At 67.1% G+C, this 22,549-nt stretch carries 22 protein-coding genes; 9 read left to right on the top strand and 13 right to left on the bottom strand.

The window, feature by feature from the left end:
• The first annotated feature begins 80 nt into the window (after positions 1-80).
• Positions 81-953, top strand: coding sequence for an ectoine/hydroxyectoine ABC transporter substrate-binding protein EhuB (gene ehuB / locus ACJ7IV_RS09945; RefSeq protein WP_161432337.1), 873 nt, complete (start codon positions 81-83; stop codon positions 951-953).
• A gap of 3 nt (positions 954-956) precedes the next feature.
• Here ehuB and hda read toward each other — a convergent pair whose 3' ends face one another.
• Positions 957-1,658, bottom strand: a complete 702-nt coding sequence (gene hda / locus ACJ7IV_RS09950) for a DnaA regulatory inactivator Hda (protein ID WP_161432338.1) — start codon at positions 1,656-1,658, stop codon at positions 957-959.
• Entirely contained in the window at positions 1,655-2,731 is a 1,077-nt protein-coding gene (locus ACJ7IV_RS09955) for an AI-2E family transporter (protein WP_483864253.1), read from the bottom strand. Before ACJ7IV_RS09955 ends, hda begins: the two co-directional genes overlap by 4 nt.
• A gap of 125 nt (positions 2,732-2,856) precedes the next feature.
• Between ACJ7IV_RS09955 and purM the strand changes: the two genes are divergently transcribed.
• Positions 2,857-3,921: a phosphoribosylformylglycinamidine cyclo-ligase gene (purM, locus tag ACJ7IV_RS09960; RefSeq protein WP_483864254.1), complete on the top strand. Its 1,065-nt coding sequence runs from the start codon at positions 2,857-2,859 to the stop codon at positions 3,919-3,921.
• Positions 3,918-4,655 (top strand): phosphoribosylglycinamide formyltransferase, encoded by a 738-nt coding sequence (purN, locus tag ACJ7IV_RS09965; RefSeq protein WP_483864255.1) that lies wholly within the window; start codon positions 3,918-3,920, stop codon positions 4,653-4,655. Before purM ends, purN begins: the two co-directional genes overlap by 4 nt.
• Before the next feature lie 108 nt (positions 4,656-4,763).
• Here purN and dcd read toward each other — a convergent pair whose 3' ends face one another.
• The 5 genes from dcd to ACJ7IV_RS09990 form a co-directional block, all read right to left on the bottom strand.
• On the bottom strand, positions 4,764-5,330 hold the full coding sequence (dcd, locus tag ACJ7IV_RS09970) for a dCTP deaminase (RefSeq protein ID WP_132042428.1): 567 nt from the start codon (positions 5,328-5,330) through the stop codon (positions 4,764-4,766).
• Between the two features lie 99 nt (positions 5,331-5,429).
• Positions 5,430-6,230 carry an iron-sulfur cluster carrier protein ApbC gene (apbC, locus tag ACJ7IV_RS09975; RefSeq protein ID WP_483866573.1) on the bottom strand — a complete coding sequence of 267 codons (801 nt, stop codon included), beginning with the start codon at positions 6,228-6,230 and terminating at the stop codon, positions 5,430-5,432.
• Between the two features lie 157 nt (positions 6,231-6,387).
• On the bottom strand, positions 6,388-7,506 hold the full coding sequence (locus tag ACJ7IV_RS09980; protein WP_483864256.1) for a coiled-coil domain-containing protein: 1,119 nt from the start codon (positions 7,504-7,506) through the stop codon (positions 6,388-6,390).
• 145 nt (positions 7,507-7,651) lie between these two features.
• Entirely contained in the window at positions 7,652-8,383 is a 732-nt protein-coding gene (locus tag ACJ7IV_RS09985) for an RNA pseudouridine synthase (RefSeq protein ID WP_282040479.1), read from the bottom strand.
• A 75-nt stretch (positions 8,384-8,458) separates the two neighbouring features.
• Positions 8,459-9,133, bottom strand: coding sequence for a spermine/spermidine synthase domain-containing protein (locus ACJ7IV_RS09990; protein ID WP_483864257.1), 675 nt, complete (start codon positions 9,131-9,133; stop codon positions 8,459-8,461).
• 180 nt (positions 9,134-9,313) lie between these two features.
• Between ACJ7IV_RS09990 and ACJ7IV_RS09995 the strand changes: the two genes are divergently transcribed.
• Positions 9,314-10,240 carry a YihY/virulence factor BrkB family protein gene (locus ACJ7IV_RS09995; protein WP_232910918.1) on the top strand — a complete coding sequence of 309 codons (927 nt, stop codon included), beginning with the start codon at positions 9,314-9,316 and terminating at the stop codon, positions 10,238-10,240.
• Positions 10,241-10,271: 31 nt separating this feature from the next.
• Here ACJ7IV_RS09995 and ACJ7IV_RS10000 read toward each other — a convergent pair whose 3' ends face one another.
• The 4 genes from ACJ7IV_RS10000 to ACJ7IV_RS10015 form a co-directional block, all read right to left on the bottom strand.
• Positions 10,272-11,723: a phospholipase D family protein gene (locus tag ACJ7IV_RS10000; protein ID WP_483864258.1), complete on the bottom strand. Its 1,452-nt coding sequence runs from the start codon at positions 11,721-11,723 to the stop codon at positions 10,272-10,274.
• A 136-nt stretch (positions 11,724-11,859) separates the two neighbouring features.
• Positions 11,860-13,386: a tripartite tricarboxylate transporter permease gene (locus tag ACJ7IV_RS10005; RefSeq protein WP_483864259.1), complete on the bottom strand. Its 1,527-nt coding sequence runs from the start codon at positions 13,384-13,386 to the stop codon at positions 11,860-11,862.
• Positions 13,386-13,832, bottom strand: coding sequence for a tripartite tricarboxylate transporter TctB family protein (locus tag ACJ7IV_RS10010; protein ID WP_282040467.1), 447 nt, complete (start codon positions 13,830-13,832; stop codon positions 13,386-13,388). The genes ACJ7IV_RS10005 and ACJ7IV_RS10010 overlap by 1 nt, the downstream gene beginning before the upstream one ends.
• 5 nt (positions 13,833-13,837) lie before the next feature.
• A complete protein-coding gene (locus ACJ7IV_RS10015; protein WP_161432348.1) occupies positions 13,838-14,824 on the bottom strand; it encodes a Bug family tripartite tricarboxylate transporter substrate binding protein in 987 nt (328 codons plus the stop codon).
• A gap of 206 nt (positions 14,825-15,030) precedes the next feature.
• On the opposite strand from ACJ7IV_RS10015, the gene ACJ7IV_RS10020 reads away from it, so the two are divergent.
• The 4 genes from ACJ7IV_RS10020 to ACJ7IV_RS10035 are packed head-to-tail and all read left to right on the top strand — an operon-like array spanning position 15,031 to position 18,759.
• A complete protein-coding gene (locus tag ACJ7IV_RS10020) occupies positions 15,031-15,627 on the top strand; it encodes a helix-turn-helix domain-containing protein (RefSeq protein WP_483864260.1) in 597 nt (198 codons plus the stop codon).
• Positions 15,624-16,289 carry a response regulator transcription factor gene (locus ACJ7IV_RS10025; RefSeq protein ID WP_483864261.1) on the top strand — a complete coding sequence of 222 codons (666 nt, stop codon included), beginning with the start codon at positions 15,624-15,626 and terminating at the stop codon, positions 16,287-16,289. The genes ACJ7IV_RS10020 and ACJ7IV_RS10025 overlap by 4 nt, the downstream gene beginning before the upstream one ends.
• Positions 16,286-17,659 (top strand): sensor histidine kinase, encoded by a 1,374-nt coding sequence (locus tag ACJ7IV_RS10030; RefSeq protein ID WP_483864262.1) that lies wholly within the window; start codon positions 16,286-16,288, stop codon positions 17,657-17,659. The genes ACJ7IV_RS10025 and ACJ7IV_RS10030 overlap by 4 nt, the downstream gene beginning before the upstream one ends.
• Positions 17,656-18,759 (top strand): ABC transporter substrate-binding protein, encoded by a 1,104-nt coding sequence (locus ACJ7IV_RS10035; protein WP_483864263.1) that lies wholly within the window; start codon positions 17,656-17,658, stop codon positions 18,757-18,759. The genes ACJ7IV_RS10030 and ACJ7IV_RS10035 overlap by 4 nt, the downstream gene beginning before the upstream one ends.
• On the opposite strand, the gene cobA is transcribed toward ACJ7IV_RS10035, so the two are convergent.
• Positions 18,756-19,589, bottom strand: coding sequence for a uroporphyrinogen-III C-methyltransferase (gene cobA, locus ACJ7IV_RS10040; protein WP_282040461.1), 834 nt, complete (start codon positions 19,587-19,589; stop codon positions 18,756-18,758). The two genes, ACJ7IV_RS10035 and cobA, sit on opposite strands and share 4 nt — an antisense overlap.
• Positions 19,586-21,070 carry a sodium-dependent transporter gene (locus ACJ7IV_RS10045; RefSeq protein ID WP_483864264.1) on the bottom strand — a complete coding sequence of 495 codons (1,485 nt, stop codon included), beginning with the start codon at positions 21,068-21,070 and terminating at the stop codon, positions 19,586-19,588. Before ACJ7IV_RS10045 ends, cobA begins: the two co-directional genes overlap by 4 nt.
• A 133-nt stretch (positions 21,071-21,203) precedes the next feature.
• Here ACJ7IV_RS10045 and cfa point away from each other — a divergent pair, with 133 nt between their 5' ends.
• A complete protein-coding gene (gene cfa / locus ACJ7IV_RS10050) occupies positions 21,204-22,355 on the top strand; it encodes a cyclopropane fatty acyl phospholipid synthase (protein WP_483864265.1) in 1,152 nt (383 codons plus the stop codon).
• Positions 22,356-22,549: the final 194 nt, after the last annotated feature.

A 22,549-nucleotide genomic window follows, 5' to 3' on the forward strand; every position in this document is an offset into this window, starting at 1 on the left:
CATTATCTCTGACAGCCTCCTAGGCTTGGAAGCAGCTAGTGCGCTCCACGGGGCTCGTTTGCTGTCACAGGAGGATCCACATGGAGAGGACACCCCCCACAACCGCCGCCGGCCTGGGCATCGCCCTGTTTGCCAGCTTGCTCACCTTACCCAGCGCCGTCGCCGCCACCAGCCTCGAGGAGCTACGCGAACGCGGCCATATACGAGTGGCGGTAGCGGACGAAGTCCCCTACGGCTATCTGGATGCCGAGGGCGAGGGACGCGGTGCTGGCCCCGATGTAGCCCGTCCGCTGCTCGAACGGCTGGGCATCGAGCGGATCGAGTGGCAGGTCGTCGACTTCGAGGATCTGATCCCGGGGCTCGAGCACGGAGAGTTCGACATGGCCGCGGCGGAGATGGCCATTCGCCCTGAGCGCTGTAACCGGGTCCTCTTCTCGGAGCCCAACACCTCCTATGGCGAAGGTCTGCTGGTACAGGCCGCCAACCCCCACGAGATCACTGCCTACGACCATTTTGTCGCACGCGATGACATCCGTGTCGCGGTGCTCGCGGGAGCGACCCAGGTCGACATCCTCGCCACCATGGGCGTACCGGAGGATCGGCTGGTCGTGATCGACACCAACGCCCAGGCCATCGACACGATTCTCGACGGTAGCGCCGATGCCTATGCCGGTACAGGCCTGACGGTCAGCCAACTGGCCGAGCAGGATACCCGGGTGGAGGTCGCCCAGAACTTCGTCGACCCCGAAGTGGAGGGGGAGTTGGTACGCAGTTGGGGCGGGTTCGCCTTCTCCCCCGGCGCCGAGTCGCTACGCGACGCCTTCAACGAGGCGCTGCTCGACTATCGCAACACCGGGGCCTGGGAAGAGACCCTGAGTGGCCACGGCTTCACCCAGGATGACATCCTCAATGCCTTCCGCTTCGATACTGAATGGTTGTGCAGCCGCCAGTGATCGCTACCAGCCCAGCGCCAGCTTGACGAAGGGAATGGTCAGCTTGCGCTGGGCGGAGAGCGAGGCACGATCGAGCTGCTCCAGCAGGCGGAACAGCTCGTCGAGCCGCCGCGGCCCGCGGTGCAGGATATAACGCGCCACCTCGTCGCCGAGCTGCATGCCGCGCCCCCGGGCACGCAGCTGCAGGGCGGCCAGGCGCCCGCTGTCGTCCAGGCCCTGAACGTGGAAGGTCACCCCCCAGGTCAGGCGCGAGGCGAGGTCGGGAAGCTTCACGGGTAGCTGGCGCGGTGGCGCCTCGGCGGCTACCACCAGCCGTTTGCCGGCATCGCGCAGGCGGTTGAAGGCGTGAAAAAGCGCCTCCTCCCAGCGCGGTCGTCCCACCACCCGATCCAGGTCATCGATGGCCACCAGATCCAGACGCTCGATATCCTCGAGCATCAGCGGGGGGAAGTGGCCGAGTTCCTCCAGCGGCAGATAGAGGGCACGCATGTCGCGATCCGAGGCCGCATGGCAGGCGGCCTGAAGCAGGTGGCTGCGCCCCACTCCCGGCGCCCCCCACAGATAGAGAAAGGGCTCGCCCTCGGGCTCGAGCTGGTGAGTCAGCCGCCCCACCAGGGTGGCGTTAGGGCCAGGATGGAAGTTGACAAAGGTGGCATCGTCACGCAGCCCGACGCCCAGTGGCAGCTGCGCGGGCGCACGGCTCATGGCGACTCCTCGTCGTGGCTTCGTTGCGTCTCGTCATACAAGGCACTGTTCTTGTAGCGGGTATTGAGCTCGCGCAAGAGTACCATGATCACCGCCGCCGCCGGCAGCGCCAGCAGAACCCCGGTGAAGCCGAACAGGTTGCCACCAGCCAGTACCGCGAAGATCACCGCCACCGGATGCAGGCCGATCTTGTCGCCCAGCAGTTTGGGTTGCAGCACCACGCTCTCCACCACCTGACCGAAGCCGAACACGCCCGCCACCCCCAGCAGCAACCACCACTCCCCCCCCTGGAAGAAGGCCACCAGGCCGGCCACGCTGATACCGACAATCACGCCCAGGTAGGGCACGATGCTGGCCAGCCCCGAGAGCAAACCGATCAGCAGGCCGAAGCGCACCCCCAGCAGCGTGAGGCCGATGGCGTAGATGATCCCCAGGCAGAGCATCACGATCAGCTGGCCGCGCAGGAACGCCGAGAGCACCTCGTCGCACTGGCCCGCCAGGCGGATCACGGTATCCTCCCAGCGCCGCGGCAGCCAGTCGCGCACCTTGGCGACGATGATGTCCCAGTCGAGCAGCAGGTAGAAGGTGACCACCGGAATCAATGCCAGGTTGCCGATCCAGCCGACCAGAGCCAGGCCCGAGCGCGACACCTGGGAGAGCAGGGTCGCGGCGAAGGTGCCGGTCTCCTTCCAGTTGTCCATCACCGTCTGGCGCAGGGCATCGATATCGGTGGAAAGGTCCATGCCGGTCAACGACTGCACCTTCGGTACCACCGTCTGCTGTACCCACTCGAGCACTGCCGGCAGCGACTCCACCAGCTGGGCGAGCTGGCGACCCAACACCGGCACCACCAGCAGCAGCGAGACCACAATGACCAGCGTCAGCAGCAGGAACACCAGCGACACCGAGAGTCGGCGCGACAGGCCCAATGCCTCCAGGCGGTCGGCCAGGGGGTCACCTAGATAGGCCAGCACCATGCTGACGAAGAACGGCATCAGCACCGGCTCGATGCTGATGAAGAACCACAGCGCCAGTGCCGCCACCCCGGCCGCGATCCACCACTGTCTGCGCATTGCTACCTCCTTGTCCCGCGACCGCCGACGGGCTGCCAGCCGTTCGCCGTGATGCTACAATTCCGCCCCAGACTTGCCTACCGCGTGGCGGCCTCCGCCACGCCGACCACCCGACAGGACTCCCGATGACCGACTCCTCCTCACGCCCCTCGCTCAGCTACAAGGACGCCGGCGTCGATATCGACGCCGGCAATGCCCTGGTCGACCGCATCAAGGGGGTCGCCAAGCGTACCACTCGCCCGGAAGTGATGGGCGGACTGGGCGGCTTCGGCGCCCTCTGCGAACTGCCCACCGGCTACCGAGAGCCGGTGCTGGTCTCGGGCACCGATGGCGTCGGCACCAAGCTGCGCCTGGCCATGGACTTGGGTCGCCACGACACCATCGGTATCGACCTGGTGGCCATGTGCGTCAATGACCTGGTGGTGGCCGGCGCCGAGCCGCTGTTCTTCCTCGACTACTATGCCACGGGCAAGCTCGATGTGGACATCGCCGCGGACGTGGTCGACGGCATCGGCGCCGGCTGCGAAAAGGCCGGCTGCGCCCTGGTGGGCGGCGAGACTGCCGAGATGCCCGGCATGTACGAGGGCAGCGACTACGACCTGGCGGGCTTCTGCGTCGGCGTCGTGGAGAAGTCCGAGATACTCGATGGCCACAAGGTGGCCGAGGGCGACGTACTGCTGGGCATGGCCTCCTCCGGCCCCCACTCCAACGGCTACTCTCTGATCCGCAAGATCCTCGAGGTCTCCGGCGCCGCGCTGGACACCGAGCTCGACGGCGAGTCCCTGGGCGACGCCCTGATGGCGCCGACGCGCATCTACGTGAAGCCGCTGCTGTCACTGATCAGGGAGAGCGGCGTGCCGGTGCATGCCCTCTCACATATCACCGGCGGTGGTCTCACCGAGAACCTGCCCCGGGTGCTGCCCGAGGGCCTCGCCGCCCGGGTCGATATCAGCGCCTGGCAGCGTCCAACAGTCTTCGAGTGGCTGCGTGAGCAGGGCAACGTCGCCGAGGAGGAGATGTACCGCGTGCTGAATTGCGGCATCGGCATGGTCATCGTAGTCCCGGCCGAGAAGGCCGACCAGGCCCGCGCCCACCTGCAGGCCCAGGGTGAGGCGGTCTACCGTATCGGCGAGATCGTCGCCGGCGAGAATGGCGGCGAACGGGTGATCCTGGAGAACCTTTCGGCATGAGCGAGCACTACGAGAGCGATACCCTGCAGGACTTCACCCCCGAGGCTGCCGATGCCCGCCGGGTGGTGGTGCTGATCTCCGGCAACGGCAGCAACCTGCAGGCGCTGATCGACGCCCAGAGCCACGACGCCCTGGGCGGCGAGGTCGTCGCGGTCGTCTCCAACGAGCCGGACGCCTACGGGCTAACCCGCGCCAGGGAGGCGGGCATCGACGCGGTGGTACTGCCCCACCGCGAGTACGAGAGTCGCGACGCCTACGACGGCGCCCTGATCAAGGTGATCGAGCGCCACGAGCCGGATCTGGTGGTACTCGCCGGCTTCATGCGCATACTCACCCCGCGCTTTGTGCAGCGCTTCCTGGGTCGCCTGATCAATATTCACCCCTCGCTGCTGCCCGACTACCAGGGCCTGAACACCCACGCTCGGGCGCTGGCCGACGGTGTCGCCGAGCACGGCTGCAGCGTGCACTTCGTCACCGAGGAGCTCGACGGAGGGCCGGTCCTGATGCAGGCCGTGGTCGAGGTCGCCGAGGACGAGACCGAGGAGAGCCTCAAGCAGAAGGTGCATGCTCGCGAGCACCTCATCTACCCCATCGCCGTGAAGTGGTGCCTGGAGGGTCGCCTGCAGTTCACCGGCGAGGGCGCGACCCTGGACGGCACCCCGCTGCCGCTGCACGGAATGCGCATGTCCCACGCCGACGCCGCCGAGGAGCTGGACGAGGATCTCGAGGGATAAGCGGCCAAGTAGCAAGGCGTTCAGCGCCACTGAAAAGCCCCGCAGGCTGAGCGCCGGCGGGGCTTTCTTGTCACTTGCACCTTGTCACTTGAACCTGGCCGAAGGCCCTCAGGTGCGCGGCAGGGTCACGCCTCGCTGCCCCATGTACTTGCCACCGCGGTCCTTGTAGGAGGTCGCGCACACCTCGTCGGACTCCAGGAACAGCATCTGGGCCACGCCCTCGTTGGCGTAGATCTTGGCCGGCAGGTTGGTGGTGTTGGAGAACTCCAGGGTCACGTGCCCTTCCCACTCCGGCTCCAGCGGCGTCACGTTGACGATGATGCCACAGCGCGCATAGGTGGACTTGCCCAGGCAGATGGTCAGCACGCTGCGCGGGATGCGGAAGTACTCCACGGTACGCGCCAGGGCAAAGGAGTTGGGCGGAATCACGCAGACGTCACCCTTGACGTCGACGAAGCTCTTGTCATCGAAGGCCTTGGGGTCCACCACCGCCGAGTGGATGTTGGTGAACACCTTGAACTCGTCGGCACAGCGCACGTCGTAGCCGTAGCTGGAGGTCCCGTAGGAGATCACCCGACGCTCGTTCACATAGCGAACCTGATCGGCCTCGAAGGGCTCTATCATGCCCTCCTGCTCGGCCATGCGGCGAATCCAGTTGTCGGACTTGATGCTCATGGAACCTTTTCCTGCTGCGTTGGAATCAGGGGCCTAGGCCCGGGGCCGCCATGATAGCGACCCCGGGCCCGGGCGTCACGCCGGCGGACACACTGAGAATCACTCGCTGAACGAGATGCTCGGGCCTTCGTCGGCCTGGACCTGCACCTGCGCGGCAACCTGGCGCGCCATGTCGCGGAAGGTGGCGGTCACCTCGCCCTCCGGGTCGGCGACCACCGTGGGCCGGCCACCGTCGACCTGCTCGCGGATGGAGAGGGTCAGCGGCAGGCGACCCAGCACCCGAGTCTCATACTCCTGGGCGATGCGCTCCCCGCCACCCTCGCCGAAGATCGGCTCGGCATGACCACAGTTCGAGCAGATATGCAGCGACATGTTCTCCACCACCCCGAGCACCGGCACGTTGACCTTGCGGAACATCTCGATCCCCTTGCGGGCGTCTAGCAGGGCAATGTCCTGAGGCGTGGTGACGATCACCGCGCCATCTACCGGCACCTTCTGAGCCAGGGTCAGCTGAATGTCGCCGGTGCCCGGCGGCATGTCGATGAACAGGTAGTCCAGGTCATCCCAGACGGTCTGGGTCAGCAGCTGCTGGAAGGCCCCGGCTACCATCGGTCCGCGCCACACCATGGGCTCGCGGATATCGACCATGAAGGCCATGGACATGGCCTGGATGCCATGGGCCTCGAGCGGGCGCATGCGATTCTCGCCGGCCGCCTCGGGACGCACGCCCTCCCCCACACCGAGCATCTGAGCCTGGCTGGGGCCGTGGATGTCGGCATCCAGGATGCCTACCCGGTACCCTTCCGCAGCCATGGCCAGGGCCAGGTTCACGGTGACGGTAGACTTGCCGACGCCGCCCTTGCCGGATGCCACGGCGACGATATGCTTGACCCCTTCGATCACGTCCTGCTCCTTCGCTTGTAGAATCACCGCGCCGGCGCGAGACCGGCACACTGGAAATCAGTATACGCCTTGCTTGACGGCGACCGAACCTCCCACACCAAGACGGCGGACCCCGAGGCCCGCCGTCCTGTCATGCTGTCAGGGCACGAAGCTTTCAGCCCTGATCATCGTCCTCTTCGGCCGTCGGCTCGGCTTCGCTGTCTGCCGCCTCGCCGGCCTCTGCATCACCACCGAGGTTCGTCTCGGTCTCTGCCGACTCAGAATCCCCGCTGGAATCCTGGCTGCTGCCAACCTCGAGCGACTCGAGTTCGCTGCGCCACGTCGCCAGCTGCGACTCCAGCCCACGCAGCTGGGCCTCGCGACGCTCGACCTCGCTCTCCACGGCGGCCTGCTCGTCACGGCCGATGCCGATGGCCAGCTTGAGGTCCTCGAGCTGGCCCTGTGCCTCCTGGACTGCCTGCTGCGCCTGGTCACGCTCATCGCGCAGCGATTCGAGTTCCTGAGTCAGGGCATCGCGCTCCTCGCCCAGGGCCGCGAGGCGCTCCTCGAGCTGGTCGCGTTCGGCCTGGCTGGCCTCGACCTCCTCCTGGAGTGCCGCATGGCGCTCTCCCGCCGCATCGATCTCCCCCTGCAGGTTCTCCAGGTCCGCTTCTGCCTGCTGACGCGCCTCCTCGGCGGCCTGGCGCTCCTCCAGCGCCGCCTGGCGGGCCTCTTCGGCCTTCTGGCGCTGGCCCTCGGCCTCCTGACGGGCAGCCTCGGCGGATTCGCGCGCCTCCTCGGCATCGCTGAGCGCCTGCTCCACGGTGTCGCGCTCCTCCTTCAGCTCCGCCAGGGTTGCCTCGAGACCCGACTGCTCCTCTTCGAGCGTGGCAATATTCGCCTCGAGGGCCTCCCGGGACCCCTTCAGCTCCTCGAGTCGCGTCTCGGCAGAGCCGATCTCGGCCTGGATGGCCTCCAGGCGCTCGCTGGCCTCGGCCTCACGTGCCTCGACGTCGGCCTCCAGGGTCTGTCGGCGCTGCTCGAGTTCGGCGATCTGCGACTCGAGCGCCTCGATCTCCTGGCTGGCCTGGTCGTGCTCTTCCAGCTGGGTGGCCAGTGTCTGATTACGCGACTCCAGCACGGCCATCTCGGCCTCCAGGGCTTCGCGCGCCTCCTTGTGGGTACCGGCACTGCTCTGGGCGATGATCGCCCAGACGACGCCAACGGCTGCGATGCCGGCGAGGCCGCGCACGCGGTTATCCTTGAACGGTGATGTCTGCGGGGTTTCCGACATGGATGCATCCTCGTTGAGTCGGCCCGGGGGCCGGTTCCGGATTCGGGACCGGTCGGCGGGGGCCGAGCAATAGTGGGGCACTCGAGTTCAGCATACAGAGCGATACCCAGCGGGGAAAGGGACGCGGTGGACCGCCCCTCGCGACTCAGAAGCGCTCGTCGCGTCGCAGGTAGCGCCACTCTCCAGCCGGCACCGAACCCAGTGACACGCCCCCGACACGCAGGCGGCGCAGGCCAACCACCGTGAGCCCCACGGCACGGCACATCGGTTCGAGCTGGCCGGGCACCATGCCCTTCATGGCGAAGCGCAGGCGGGTCTCGCTCTGCCAGCTGACCTTGCCCGGGGCCAGGCGGCGCCCCGGCACCGCCGAACCATCGCGCAGTGCTGCAAGCCCCTGCTCGTCAAGGGTACCGGTCACTTCCACCAGCCACTCCTCCTCCAGCCGCGAGCGCTTCTCCTCCAGGCGTCGCACCACGCCACGATCCTGGGTGAATACCAGCAGGCCCGCTTCGGCGGGGCCCAGCGGCAGCAGGGTGACCAGTCCACGGAAGTGTGCCTTGAGCGGCGGCTGTCCGGCGGGATCCTCCGTCCAGTGGTTGGCCTTGCGGATCAGGCGCCTGGCCAGGTCCTCGCCCTCGGCGACGCCGATATCGGCTGGGCAGTTGAACAGCAGTGTCGCCGGCGGAATCTCCAGCGGCCGGGCCCCAGGGATCAGCTCGATTCGCTGGTCGACGACCTTGAACTGGGGCTCCTCGACTATCCGACCGTCGACGCTCACCCAGCCCCCGGCAATATAGAGCTCGGCCTCGCGGCGAGAACAGGGCAGCTCGCGGGCCAGCCGCTTGGAGAGGCGTTCGCCACTTTCGTTGTTGCTCATTCCTGCTCCTCTGCCGAAGCGTTCCGATCCACCATGCTCTGGGGCCTCTGCCCCACCGCTACCGCTGCCGACATCTCAGTAGGCCAGCCAGATGCAGTGCCTGGCCCCCTTGCCGGGACGCTGGGCGCGCACCGTGACCGTCTCGACCAGCAGGCCGACCCGCCGCAGGCGCTCGGTAAAGGCCGGATCCTGGCCCGCCGACCACACGGCGAGCACCCCGTCGGGACGCAGTGCCTGCTGGGCAGTGGCCAGTCCCTCGGGCGAATAGAGCCAGTCATTCTCGCGCCGTGTCAGCCCCTCGGGGCCGTTGTCCACGTCGAGCATGATCGCATCGAAGCCGCCGGGCTCTCGGCGCAGCAGCTCGCCCACGTCACCCACGCTGACCCGTGTGCGAGGGTCGGCCAGAGGGTTGCCCGCAGCGGTACCCAGCGGGCCACGGTTCCACTCCACCACGCCCGGCACCAGCTCGGCGACCACCACCTCGGCATCCGCCCCCAGGGCCTTGAGCGCCGCGGCCAGGGTGAAGCCCATGCCCAGCCCACCCACCAGCACCCGGGCCTGTGGGCGGTCGGCGATTCGCCGACAGGCCAGCTCGGCGAGGGCATCCTCGGAGCCATGCAGGCGGGTATTCATCAGCTCGCCGGGGGTCCCGGCGATGCGGATGGAGAACTCATCGTTGCGTTGCAACAGCCGCAGCTCGCTGCCCTTGCCGGGAATGCTTGCGGTACCGATCGTTTCGAACTTGGCCATGGAGTCTCTTATCGGAAGTAAGGTGGGGAGGCATCGGACAGACGGTTCGCCGTATTATGCGGGTCCCGGCGGGGGGTTGCCATGCAGCCATGGCGCAGCACGCGGATAGTTGCCGCCTGCGTTGACGCCCGGCGCCAGCACGGGCGTATGATGCAGGAACGCCCATGGATGGCCAGGCCGATGACATCTCCTTACCCTGCGCGCCACCTTGCCCTTACCCTGCTGCCGCGCATGGCGCGCTTTCTGTGGCGGGTGATCTGCGCGTTCCTGCGCAACCGGGGGATCCTGCTCGCCGGCGGGGTCGGCTACAACATCCTGCTCTCCATCGTGCCGCTGTTTGCGCTGCTGGTGGTCCTGCTGGCGGGCGTGGTCGATGAGACGCGCCTGCTCGAGGTGCTCTCGGTTCAGGCCCGTCACCTGGCGCCGGCCCATGCCGAGGTGCTGCTCGAGGCGGTGCGCGCCCTGCTCGAGTCGCGGGAGGTGATCGGCCTGCTGGGTTTCCCGGTTCTGCTGCTGTTCAGCTCCTTTGCCTTCCGCATGCTCGAGGATGCCCTGGCAATCATCTTCCATGCGCCGGATGCCCAGCACCAGGGACGCAGCCTGTGGGTATCGGTACTGCTGCCCTACGCCTTCATGGTGGTGCTGGGCGCGGGCCTGCTGGCGCTGACCCTGGTGGTCAGCCTGCTGAGCGGCCTCAACGCCCTCTCGATCGCCCTGGCGGGGCGCGAGCTGCCGCTGTCCGGACTCTCCGAGCCGCTGCTCAACCTGACCAGCTTCGTCGGGGTCTTCCTGCTGTTCAGCGCCATCTACAAGGTGCTGCCGGTGGTGCGCATCGCCCTGCGGCGCGCCCTGGTGGGCGGCTTCGTGGCCGCCCTGCTGTGGGAAGGCGTCCGCCTGCTGCTGGTCTACTACTTCGCCAACCTCTCCTTCGTCAACGCCGTCTACGGGTCACTGGCGACCCTGATCGTGGTGCTGCTGAGCCTGGAGGTGGGCGCCATCATCCTGCTGCTGGGTGCCCAGGTGATCGCCGAACTGGAGCGCAATGCCCGCCTCGGCCTGCGCTGGCACATCGATCCGCGGCATCAGGCCGTCACCCACGTGGACTGATGCCCCGAAAGGCATGAGCCTTGCCCACTGGCTAGAAAGTCGATAGCCCCGTCGCCTCCATCAGCCGATAGCGCATCCGCTGCCAGAGGGTGGTGTCGTCGAATGCCGCAAAGGGCGCACTGGTGTTTCGCTCGGGAGTGCTGTTCCAGCGCTCCTCGAAGAAGGCCGCCGCCTCCTGGAGGGCCGGGGTGTCCGTCGGGCCCACCATGCGCACGCTGGTTTCGAGGTTGAGATCGTCGAGGTTGCGGCGAGTGAAGTTGGCCGAGCCGAGGATCATCTCGGCCTCGCCGGCATCGGCCGGGCGGCGCAACAACAGCTTGCTGTGGCACTGCTCGCCGCGGGTGATGCACCAGCGAACCTCGATACCCGCTGAATGCAGCTCGTGTGCCACCGGCCGGTTGGGAATGCCGCTCTTCTCGAGGCCGAAGGCATCGCGGTTGGGATCGAGCAGCACCCTCACCATGGCGCCACGTGCCCGGGCCTGCTCGAGTGCCTCGATCACGCCACGGTGGGCCAGGTAGAACACCGCCATGTCGAGGCGGTCACCAGCGCCGCTGGCGGCAATGGCCGCCACCAGGGCATCGCGGATTGCCCCCTCGGTCAGCAGCTGCAGTCTGGTGCCTTCGGGCTCCGGCTCCTTTACCGGAGCAGGCTCGGGGCCGGGCAACGCCACGCCGGACCAGGCCGCCACGGGCCGCTCGCTGGCAAGCAGGTCCAGCGCCGCCGCTCCCTGGAAACGCAGAGCCACGTTGCCATGCCGGCTGCTGGCATCGTGGGGGTTGGCGGAGGTCACCAGGCCCGCCCAGCCATCGCCCTGATCCACCACCAGGGTCTTGCGGTGATTGGCGTTGAAGTTGAGCAGCGACAGGTAGCTGCGCAGGGTGACCCGCCCCGGCCCCAGGGCATTGGGCAGCCAGCCCCCGTCGCTGTCATTGCCGAACCAGCGCGGGCCCAGGTGCCACAAGCCCGACCAGAGAGGATTGGAGGCGCGCAGCCGGGTCAGGTCGCTCTCCACCACGGCAACGCCCGCCCCGCGCAGACGCTGGAGGTGGTCGAGTTCGAGGCCACCGTAGAGGGTATTGAGCGGATCGGTGATCAGCACCGCCTGGAGCCCGGGATGGCGGCGCTTCTGCTCGAGCAGAGCCTCAGTCAGCTGCCGGGAGAGCGGGCGGAAATCTTCGCCCTCGGCACTGCCGGCGAAGTCATTGAACAGGAACATGTCCGCCACCACCATACGCCTTGCCTGGGCGATCATGGCGAGCATCTCATCGAAGATCGCCTGGTCGAGGTGGCGCTTTCCGGCGACGTCGTACCAGGTACTGTCGGCCACGAAGCGAGCCTGCTCGGCAGGCCGCTCGGGAAAGGCCACACCAATCCCCGCGGGAAGTGGCTTGAAGCGCTGCCAGGCCCCCATGCCACCCCACGCCAGCAGCGCTACCATCAGGATGATCCCCACCACACGCCCTCTCCCTCGCCTGGCCATCTCTCGCCCTCCCTGCCCGAGCTCCCTAGCCAGTCCAGCATACGCCGCGGGCCACAGGGATGCAGCGCGGACGAAGCGAAAGCGGGGGCGCCGACCCGGTCGACGCCCCCGCTGGGCAGCACCTCGAACCCGTGGTTCAGTCTCCCTCGGGGCCGCCCGTACCGGTGGTGACCTTCATGCGTCGACGCAGCAGCGGGCCGACGATGTAGGGCAGGATCAGCCCCAGGCCGGCGAACACCCACAGGCCGATGGCCAGGCCGCTGTCCCACAGGATGGTCCAGTCACCGTCGGAGATGTCCATGGCATGGCGCAGGTTCTTCTCCATCTCTGGCCCCAGCAGCAGGCCGAGGATGACCGGCACCAGCGGGATCTCCAGCTTGCGGAAGATATAGCCGGCGACGCCGAAGGCGACCATGAAATAGAGATCGAAGGTGGTATTGCTGATCGAGTAGATGCCCACGAAGGCGATCATGGTCACGATCGGCAGCAGGAACATCGGTGGCACCGACAGCAGCTTGACGAAGATCCCCACCAGCGGGATGTTCAACAGCAGCAGCAGGAAGTTGCCGATGAGCAGAGCCGCGATCACGCCCCAGACGATGTCGGCGTTCTGGGTGAACATCAACGGGCCGGGGGTGATGTTGAGCGAGATCAGCAGCGCCAGCAGCACCGCGGTGGTGCCGCTGCCTGGCACACCCAGCGTCAGCATGGGCACCAGCGCGCCACTGGAGGCACCATTGTTGCCGGCTTCGGGGCCCGCCACGCCGCGCGGATCGCCCTGGCCGAAATAGCCCTTCTTGCCCACCACCTTCTTCTCGAGGGTATAGCCGATAAAGCTGCCCAGGGAAGCGCCGGCACCGGGCAGCACGCCAGCGATGAAGCCAAGCACCCCACCGCGCAGGCTGGAAGGCAGGATATTACGGATATCGGCCCACTTCAGCGACAGCTTGTTGACGGTCATCTTCTCCTTGCCGCCACCGGCCTTCTCCTCGATGAAGAACAGCAGTTCGGAGATGGCGAACAGGCCGACGATGGCGATGATGAAGTCCACCCCCTCGTAGAGCTCCAGCACGCCGAAGGTGTAACGCTGCACCCCGGTGTTGTCGATGCCCACGGTGGCGATCATCAGGCCGATGCAGGCCGCCACCACGGTCTTCATGGGATTCTTGCCAGTGATCCCGCCCAGGGTGGCGAAGGCCAGCAGGAAGAGCGCGAAGTACTCGGCGGGGCCGAAGGTCAAGGCGAACTTTGCCAGCACCGGAGCGAGCAGGATCAGTCCGACGGTCGCCACCAGGCTGCCGATAAAGGACGCCACGGCGGAGATCGCCAGGGCCTCCGCCGCCTTGCCCTGCTGGGCCATGGGATAACCGTCCAGGCAGGTCATCATGGCCGGCTCATCACCAGGGATATTGAGCAGGATCGACGAGATCCGCCCGCCATACATGGCCCCGGCATAGACCGAGGTGAGCATGATGAGGGCGGTTTCCGGGGCGAGGCCCAGGGTGAAGGCCAGAGGAATGAGGATCGCCACCCCGTTGGCCGGGCCCAGGCCCGGGAGCGCGCCGATCAGGGTACCCAGGAAAGCACCCAGCAGCGCAAACATCAGGTTATGGGGCGCCAGGGCCACCCCAAAGCCGTCGATCAGGAAGCTGAGGGTCTCCATCAGCTCACCTCCAGGAAGGAAAGCACGCCCAGCGGCAAGGCCAGATCAAGGGCGAAATTGAACAGCAGGAATACCACCACGCCCGATGCCGCACCGGTCAGGTAGGCCCGCACGGGCGCCGACCCCATGCGCCAGCAGAGCGTGCCGACCGCCAGGGTGGTGCTGAGGATGAAACCCAGCGGCTGCAGCAGCGCCGCGTAGAGCACCAGCACCACCACGGCGATCACCAGCTCGATGCCGGTGCGGCTCCAGGGCCAGGCGTTGTCGGGGTCGGGACGCACGATCATGTAGAGGCTGGAGAGGCCCAGCACCACCGACAGCAGCAGGGGGAAGGTCTCGGGACCCACCGCTTCGCTACCGCCGAAGGGAGCGGGGAGCTGAGTGGCGCCCCAGCCGTACGCGACGGCCAGGACGATCAGCAGGATGCCGAAGATACGATCATTCATGGTTGTCACTGGATCAGTCCGATGTCCTTGGAAAGCTGCTCGATATCGGCGATCTGCTCCTTGACGAAGGTCTCGAACTCACCGGCAGTCATGTGGAACGGCATCAGGCCGTTGCTGACCATCAGCTCCTTCCACTCATCGCTGGCATAGACGGTATCCATGGCGTCGATCCAGTACTGACGCGACTCGTCGGAGATATCGGTGGGCATGTAGAAGCCGCGCCAGTTGGGTCCCACGGCATCGATACCCTGCTCCATGGCGGTGGGAATGTCGTCGAACTCACCAGGCAGACGCTCCTCGGAAAGCACCGCGAGCACCCGGAGATCCCCCGACTCCATGAAGCCCTGAGCCTCGGAGATATCGCCGGTGAATGCATCGACGTGGCCACCGACGACCTGGGTCATGGCCTCGCCGCCATTGTTGTAGGAGAGGTAGGGGATCCGCGGCAGCTCGTCGACCCCGGCCGCATCGGCGGTGATCAGTACCTTGAGGTGGTCCCAGCCGCCCTTGGCACTGCCACCGGCGAACTTGACGCTGCGCGGGTCCTCATCGATGGCCTCCATGAGCGCCGGCAGGTCCTGGTACTCGGAGTCGGCAGACACGGCAATCACGCCATAGTCGGCACCCAGCGCCCCGATCCAGTTGACCATGTCGGCATTCATGCCAGGAAACTGGCCCTGGGCCAGACGCGTGGTGGTGGCGGTCGAGGCGGCGACCAGCAGCTGTTCATCTCCGGCGCGCTTGCTCACCACATGGGCGTAGGCCACCCCACCGCCGGCGCCGGCCATGTTGATGGTCTGGACATTGCCGGGAACAAGATCCAGCTCCTGCAACACGTTACCCACACTGCGGCAGGTGAAGTCCCAGCCACCGCCGGGGTCCGACGGGGCAATGCATTCCACCTTGCCCTTGGGCTCGAAGGCCATGACGCTGCCGGCACTTACGGTGAGCGCGGCAACGGCAACCAGCTTGAGAGGCGTCTTGATCGACATGGTGATGTCCTCGGGTTTGTTGGATGGTGTTGAAGGACAATCCCGGCGGCCTTGCCGAGTGCTTTCAACTGGCTTACAATTCTGTAAGGCAGAACTACGTTCTTCAGGGTAGAAAGCTAGAGGGCGTCACGCAGGCCGTCAACGCTGCGCGGACAAATTACGACCAAAGTTTGAGAAGGGGGTTTTCCCCGAGGAGTCGTTTGAGTATGGCCCAGGATCGTGTGGAGGCCGTCGAACGCGCGCTGACGGTGCTGGAGGCGTTCGACGCCGACCGCCCCGTCATGAGTCTCGCCGAGCTGGCCAATGCCACCGGTTTCTACAAGAGCACCCTGCTGCGACTGCTGGGATCGCTTTCGCGCTTCGACTATGTGCGCCGCGACGCCGATGGCCTCTGGCAGCTGGGCGAGACGCCTGGCCGCCTGGCGCGGCGCCAGGATCCCCTTCGCCTGCTCGCCGCACGTGTCCAGCCGGTGCTCGACCGACTGGCAAGCGGACTTGGCGAAACCGCCTCACTGCTGGAGCAGGCGGGAGGACAGATCGAGTGCCGGCTGGTGGCACTGCCTGCCAGCGCGCTGCGCCACGACTTGCGACCCGGCGCCACCTGGCAGACCATCACCCGAGATTCGCCCTGCCCGGCCATTGCCGGTGGCGTCATGGTCGCCCACCTGCTGCCGGGATCCCCCCCACGCTGGCTGGCACTCTCCGGCCCCGAGGGGCGCCTGGTCCTCGCCGATGCGACCCGGGCCCTGGCCGACGCCAGCGCTGGCCTGGAAGCACCGTCCGCAGAGGAGCCGGTGAAATGACACTGCTGCTGGTGGAAGACGATGCCCTGCTGGCCGAATCGCTGCTGGCACTGCTGCACGACCACGGCCACCGGGTCGAACACCTGGCCCGCGGCGACGCGGCGCTGGCGCGGCTCGCGGATCACGAGCACGGCATCGACCTGGTATTGCTCGATCTCAACCTGCCCGGCGCCGGTGGCCTCGAGGTGCTGGAGGCGCTGCGCCGACACGACCGTGAGACCCCGGTGCTGGTGCTGACCGCGCGTGGCGCCGTGGAGGATCGCGTGCGCGGCCTGGACCTGGGGGCCGACGACTATCTGGCCAAGCCCTTCGCCCTGGACGAGCTGGAGGCCCGGGTCCGCGCCCTGCTCAGGCGCCACGCGCGCGCCACCCGTCTGACCCTGGGGCCGCTCGAGTTCGACGCCACCACCCTCGGCTTCACCATCGACGGTGCGCCCTTTCCCCTCCCCCCCCGCGAACAGCGTCTGCTGGCCTGCCTGCTGCGCCACGCCGGCGAACCTGTGGAGAAAGCGCGCCTCGCCGAGGAAGCCTTCGGTGGCGAACCACTGGGCGACAACGCCATCGAGGTCTACGTACACCGGCTGCGCAAGCGCCTGCCCGCAGAGCGACTGGCACTCAGGACCGTTCGCGGCCTGGGCTACCTGCTGGAAACCGGGCCGTGAACCCTGCCGGCAGCCTCTACGGTCGCCTGCTGGCCTGGCTGACCCTGCCGCTGCTGACGCTGGGTGCCCTGCTGCTGCTGCAGGCCTGGCTCGAGGCCCGCGCCACCGCCGACCGTGCCTATGATCGCCTGCTCGACGCCGCCACCCTGGCGATCGCCGAGCAGGTGCAATGGCAAGATGAGCGTCTCTGGCTCGATCTGCCGCCAGCCGCCCTAGAGATGCTCGCGGGTGACGCCCAGGAGCGGGTCTTCTACTCCCTGGTGGACCAGCAGGGCCGCCACATCACCGGCAACGCCAGGCTGCCGGAGCATCCCGGCGCCAGCGCTACCAGCGGCGACACCCTGCTCTACCGCGATATCGAGCGGCATGGCATGGCCCTACGCCAGGGCATCCGTCGCACGCGTCTCGAGGACTGGCGCAGCGGGGAGCCTTTCGAGGTACGGGTTGCCCACACCCGTGAAGGGCGCGATGCGCTGCGCCTCGAGCTGTTGCGCAGCAACCTGGCCGGCATCCTGGCCATGGGAGCGCTGGCGGTCGCTACCCTGCTGCTGGCGGTGCGAGCGGCGCTGAAACCGCTGACCCGACTGCGCCACGCCATCCGCGCCCGGGACCCGCGCACCCTGAAGTCGCTTGACCTGGAGCTGCCCCGGGAGCTCGCCGAGCTGCGCGAGGCGCTCAACGAACTGCTCGCGCGCATGCGCCGGGTGCGAGCCAACCAGGAGCGCTTCATCGGCGACGCCTCGCATCAGCTGCGCACGCCCCTGGCGGGCATCACCGCGCGTGCCGAGCTGGCCCTGCGTCGCCAGGAACCCGAGGAGTGGCGTACCGCCCTGGAAACGGTTCACTCCACTAGCGAGAGGACCGCCCGCCTGGCCATGCAGCTGCTCTCGCTGACCCGACTCGACAATCCCGAATACCGACCGAAGTTGCATCCCGTCGATCTCAATGACTGCGTACGCCAGGCGGTGCGCGACCACTGGGTGGCCTGTCATCAGGCCGGGATCGACCTGGGCGCCGACTGCCTGGCATCGCCGCTGCCTATAGCGGCGAGCGAGTGGCAACTCCAGGAGGCCCTGGCCAACCTTATCGACAATTCACGCCGCTATGGCGCTCGCCGCATCACCCTGGGCGTCCTCAGCGACCCTCCGCGTCTCTTCGTCGAGGATGACGGGCCAGGCATCCCGGCCGAGCGACGCCTGCTGGTCCTGCGCCCCTTTCATCGCGGACGCGACGACGGCGAAGGCTCGGGGCTGGGGCTCGCCATCGTCGACGGTATCGCCCGCAACCACGGCGCTCGACTGGATCTCGCCGAGAGCGACTCGGGGCGCGGGCTGCGGGTGGAGATGCGTTTCCCGGAGGTCCCGACATGAAGTGCTCCGCCCTCGCCCGCCTGGCGCTTCTCGGCGCCCTCTGCCTGCTGCCGGTGGTCGCCTGCGCCGAGCAGCTACTACGGCTGCCCGCCGACACGGATGCCGGGCCCGCCCGCCCGCTGGTGATTCATGCCGCCCTGGACCTGCCCCAGGCGCGCCCGCTGCTGGAAGACTTCCATCGCCGTCACCCCGGCATCGACCTGATCTATCGCAACCTCACCACCCTCGAGCTTCACGAGCGTTTCCTCGACCATCCCGACGAGGTCGACGTGCTGATCTCCTCGGCCATGCCCTGGCAGTTCGCGCTGGCCAACGATGGTCATGCCCGACCGCTCGACAGTCCGCACCTCGAGGCCTGGCCGGCCTGGGCACGCTGGCGCGATGAACTGATCGCCTTCACCTTCGAGCCCATCGTCATGGTGGTTCACCGCGAACTGGCAGACATTGCCGAGCCACCACGCAACCATGCAGAACTGCTGGCGATGCTGAATACCCATCGCCAGGCACTCGCGGGACGGGTGGCCAGCTATGACCCGGTACGCAGCGGGGCAGGCTATGCCTATGCCATGCAGGAGTCGCAGCTCTCGCCGCGCTACTGGGACCTGGTGGCTGCGCTGGGCGGCGTCGAGGCCGAGCTGGTGGAGACCACCGGGGCGATGCTCGACGGCCTGAAGGAGGGGCACTTCCTGATCGGTTACAACTTGCTGGGCAGCTACGCTGCCCCCTGGGTAGCGGCGGCTCCGGACCTCGAGATGATCATCCCCAATGACTACGCCCTGGTCACCCAGCGCCTGGCTTTGGTGCCCCGCCAGGCGCCCAACCCGCAAAGTGCGGAGCTGTTCATGAACTACCTGCTGAGCCTGGAGGGGCAACGCACCCTGGCCGAGGAAACCTCGCTAGGCGCCATCCACCCCGCCTTGACGGGCCCGGGAACCGCCACCCAACTGCGCGAGCGACTCGGCGACGCCCTGCGTCCACCAGGCCTGGGGCCGGGGCTGCTTGCCGGTCTCGACCGACTCAAGCGCCAGGCGTTACTGGCTCGCTGGCAGCGCGAATTTCGCCGCGAGGTCGCCACTGACGACAGCGTCGCGGCGGACTAGCCGCAGCGCTCGGCGGTCTCCCAGCCGGCGGTGCCGGCCCGAGTCGCCTCGAACCAGGCCAGGCGGTCATGCAGCGCCACTACCCCACCGACGATGATCAGGGTGGGCGGCTTGACGCTGACCCCGGCGAGTTCTCCCGGCAGGCTCGCAAGGCTCGCCCGGTGCACTCGCTGGCGGGCCGTGGAGCCCTGTTCGATAAGCGCTACCGGGGTCTCGCCCGGCAGACCGTGGGCGACCAGCTGGCGACAGATCTCGGGCAGGCCGTGCAGCCCCATGTAGAACACCAGGGTCTGTCCTCGGCTCGCCAGCGCGGGCCAGTCGAGGTCGGCACTCCCGTTGCGCAGATGACCGGTGATGAAACGCACCGACTGGGCGTGGTCGCGGTGGGTAAGCGGGATGCCGGCGTAGGCGGCACAGCCCGAGGCGGCGGTGATGCCGGGGATCACCTCGAAGTCGACACCGGCCTCGGCCAGGGTCTCGAGCTCCTCGCCACCGCGCCCGAAGATGAATGGATCGCCCCCCTTGAGGCGCACCACCCGCTTGCCCTGGCGCGCCCAGTCGACCAGGGCCTGGTTGATCTCGGCCTGAGGCAGGCTGTGGTCGGAGCGTGCCTTGCCGACATACAGCCGCCGGGCGGCGGGATTGGCCATGGCCAGCACCTCGGGACTTACCAGGCGATCATGCAGGATGACCTCGGCCGCCTCAAGGCGCCGCAGTGCCTTGAGGGTGAGCAACTCAGGGTCGCCGGGGCCGGCACCCACCAGACTGACGATGCCATGTGGCTCGGCTTGCCCCGCCCCCCCTTCTTGCGGGTCTCTCTCGACACTCATTCGACGCCCTCCCGTGTTGGGGTGCTGTCAGACAGGGTACGCCGTAACCGCGGGCTTGCCAGCTCTCCCGCCAGGCTGATGACCAGCAGCAGTCCCAGCAGGAAGGGCCAGTGCGTGGCGAACTCCACGGATACGATGCCCAGGGCATCGACGAAGATCACCAGGATCCCCAGTGGACTGACATAGCGCACCATGTAAAGCCACAGGGCATGCCAGGCCGAAGACAGCCCCAGCTCCTCGCGCATTGGCGCCGCACGCAGCACGAAACCGATGAGCAGCGCCGTGCCCAGGCCGCCCAACGGCATCATCCAGCGCGAGGTGAGGTAGTCGAGCCAGTCGAACAGGTGGCGACCGGCCAGGGTCCAGTCGGCACCGACATTGAAGGAGAGCATGGCCAGGGTGCTGATCACCCACAGCACACCGCCCGCCACCCAGGCAGCGGCGCGGCGCGAGAGCCCCTGGCGGTCGCATAACCAGGAGACGGTGGCCTCGACCATGGAGATCGACGAGGTCAGCGCCGCCATGGAGAGCATGGCGAAGAACAGCACGCCGAACAGGGTGCCCAGAGGCATGGCCTGGAAGGCCAGCGGCAGACTCATGAAGATCAGACCCGGGCCCTCGCCGGGATCCATGCCATTGGCGAAGATCGCCGGAAAGATCGCCAGACCTGCCATCAGCGCCACCAGGGTATCGGCTACCGCCACCGTCAGGGTGGTGCGGGCGATGGAGGCCCCTGCCGGCAGGTAACTGCCATAGGTGAGGATGGCGCCGGAGGCCAGCGACAGGGTGAAGAAGGCGTGTCCCAGAGCCGCCAGCAGGCCCTCGCTGGAGAGTGAGCCCGCATCGAAGACGAACAGGAAGCGCAGGGCGTCGGCGAAGCCACCGGAGAACACGCCATACAGGATCAGCACCAGCAGCATCACCACCATGCCGGGCATCATCCAGCCGACACTCTTCTCGATGCCGCCCTGTACCCCCTTGCCGACGATGAGCATGGTGACCACCGTCACCAGGGTGCTCCACAGGCCGAGGTTCAGCGGACTGGCGTTGTTGGCCGCAAAGATCGCCACCATGTCATCGACACTGCCACCCGCCAGGCCACCGCTGAGCATCTTCCACAGGTAGGAGAAGGACCAGCCGGCCACCACCACATAGAAGCACAGGATCAGGAAGCCACAGAGCATCGCCATCCAGCCCAGCAGCGACCAGGCCGACGAGCGCCCGGATTCGGCGGCCACTCGGCGTACCGCATCGATGGGACTGCCGCGTCCGCGTCGCCCCAGGGCGATCTCGGCCATCATCACCGGCACCCCCACCGCCAGGATGCAGGCGAGATAGACCAGCACAAAGGCGCCGCCGCCATACTCGCCGGTCATGTAGGGAAACTTCCAGATATTGCCCAGGCCCACCGCCGAGCCGGTAGCCGCCAGCACGAAGCCCCAGCGGCCCAGCCACTGGATACGGGGTTGCGTCGTCGTCATCTTGTGCCCGTCGGTTGAGGAGTCGCTGCCACGCCGCGTGGCAATACTAAAGGCGCATATTGTGCCGGATTTTTCCCTCGCTGACAGGCTCGACTATGCTCAATGGACGAGATCTCTGGACTCGGAGCCTGTCATGACCAGCAACCCTCGGATCGGACCCATCGCCCTGCCCGACACACGAGCGCGCCGCGTCTTCCAGGAACTGCTCGAGGGGTCCGGCGTCACCCTCAACGGCGATGCCCCACAGGATCTGCGTATCTACCACCCCGACTTCTTCTCGCGGGTACTGCATCAGGGGACCCTGGGTCTCGGCGAGTCCTACATGGACGGCTGGTGGGAGTGCGAGCGCATCGACGAGATGGCCTGCCGGCTACTGCGCCACGGCCTCGCCGAGCGCGCCCATACCCCATCGGAGCGCTTGATGTACCGTCTGCAGGCCGGCTTCTTCAACCTGCAGAGCCGGGCACGGGCCTATATCGTCGGCGAGGCCCACTACGATCTGGGCAACGACCTCTTCGAGCGCATGCTCGACCCCACCATGTGCTACTCCTGTGGCTACTGGAAGGAGGCCGATACCCTGCACGAGGCCCAGGTCGCCAAGCTGGAGCTCGCCTGTCGCAAGCTCGCACTGGCACCGGGCATGCGCGTACTGGATATCGGCTGCGGTTGGGGCAGCTTTGCCGAACACGCCGCGCGCCACCACGGGGTCGAGGTGACCGGCATCACCATCTCCCGGGAACAGGCGGCGCTGGCCCGCGAGCGTTGCGCCGGCCTGCCGGTGACCATCGAGCTGATGGATTATCGCGACCTAACCGGCCGCTTCGACCGCATCGTCTCCATCGGCATGTTCGAGCATGTCGGTCATCGCAACTACCCCACCTACTTCGCCACCGTGGAGCGGCTGCTGGAAGCCGAAAGCCTCTTCCTGCTGCATACCATCGGCTCCAACCACTCCGAGATCACCGCCGACCCCTGGATCAACAAGTACATCTTTCCCAACGGCGTGCTCCCCTCGGCAATGCAGATCGCCCGTGCCAGTGAGCCGCACCTGCTGATGGAGGATTGGCAGAACTTCGGCCCCGACTACGACCGCACCCTGATGGCCTGGCTGGCGAATTTCGACACTCACTGGCCCGAGATCGCCCATCGCTACAACGAACGCACCCGGCGCATGTTCCGCTACTACCTCACCGTGTGTGCCGGCGCCTTCCGGGCACGCCATCTGCAGCTGTGGCAGGTGGCCTTCTCCCGCGACCGCCTGCAACGCTACGATGCCCCCAGATAATTCCAGCGACTCGTGACTCCGGTCAGGCATCACTCGCATTGTCGGCAATCGCTTACATCCTATGAAGGAGTTCCGGGGGGCATAGCCTCGCTGAATCGGGGTAAACTGTGCCATGACCTGGCCGCACCTCGACGGCAGGCACCATAACGACATCACTTCCTGTACGCAGCAGGACACTGAAAAAGGAACCCCGC

Source organism: Halomonas sp. C10-5 (genome assembly GCF_057169305.1).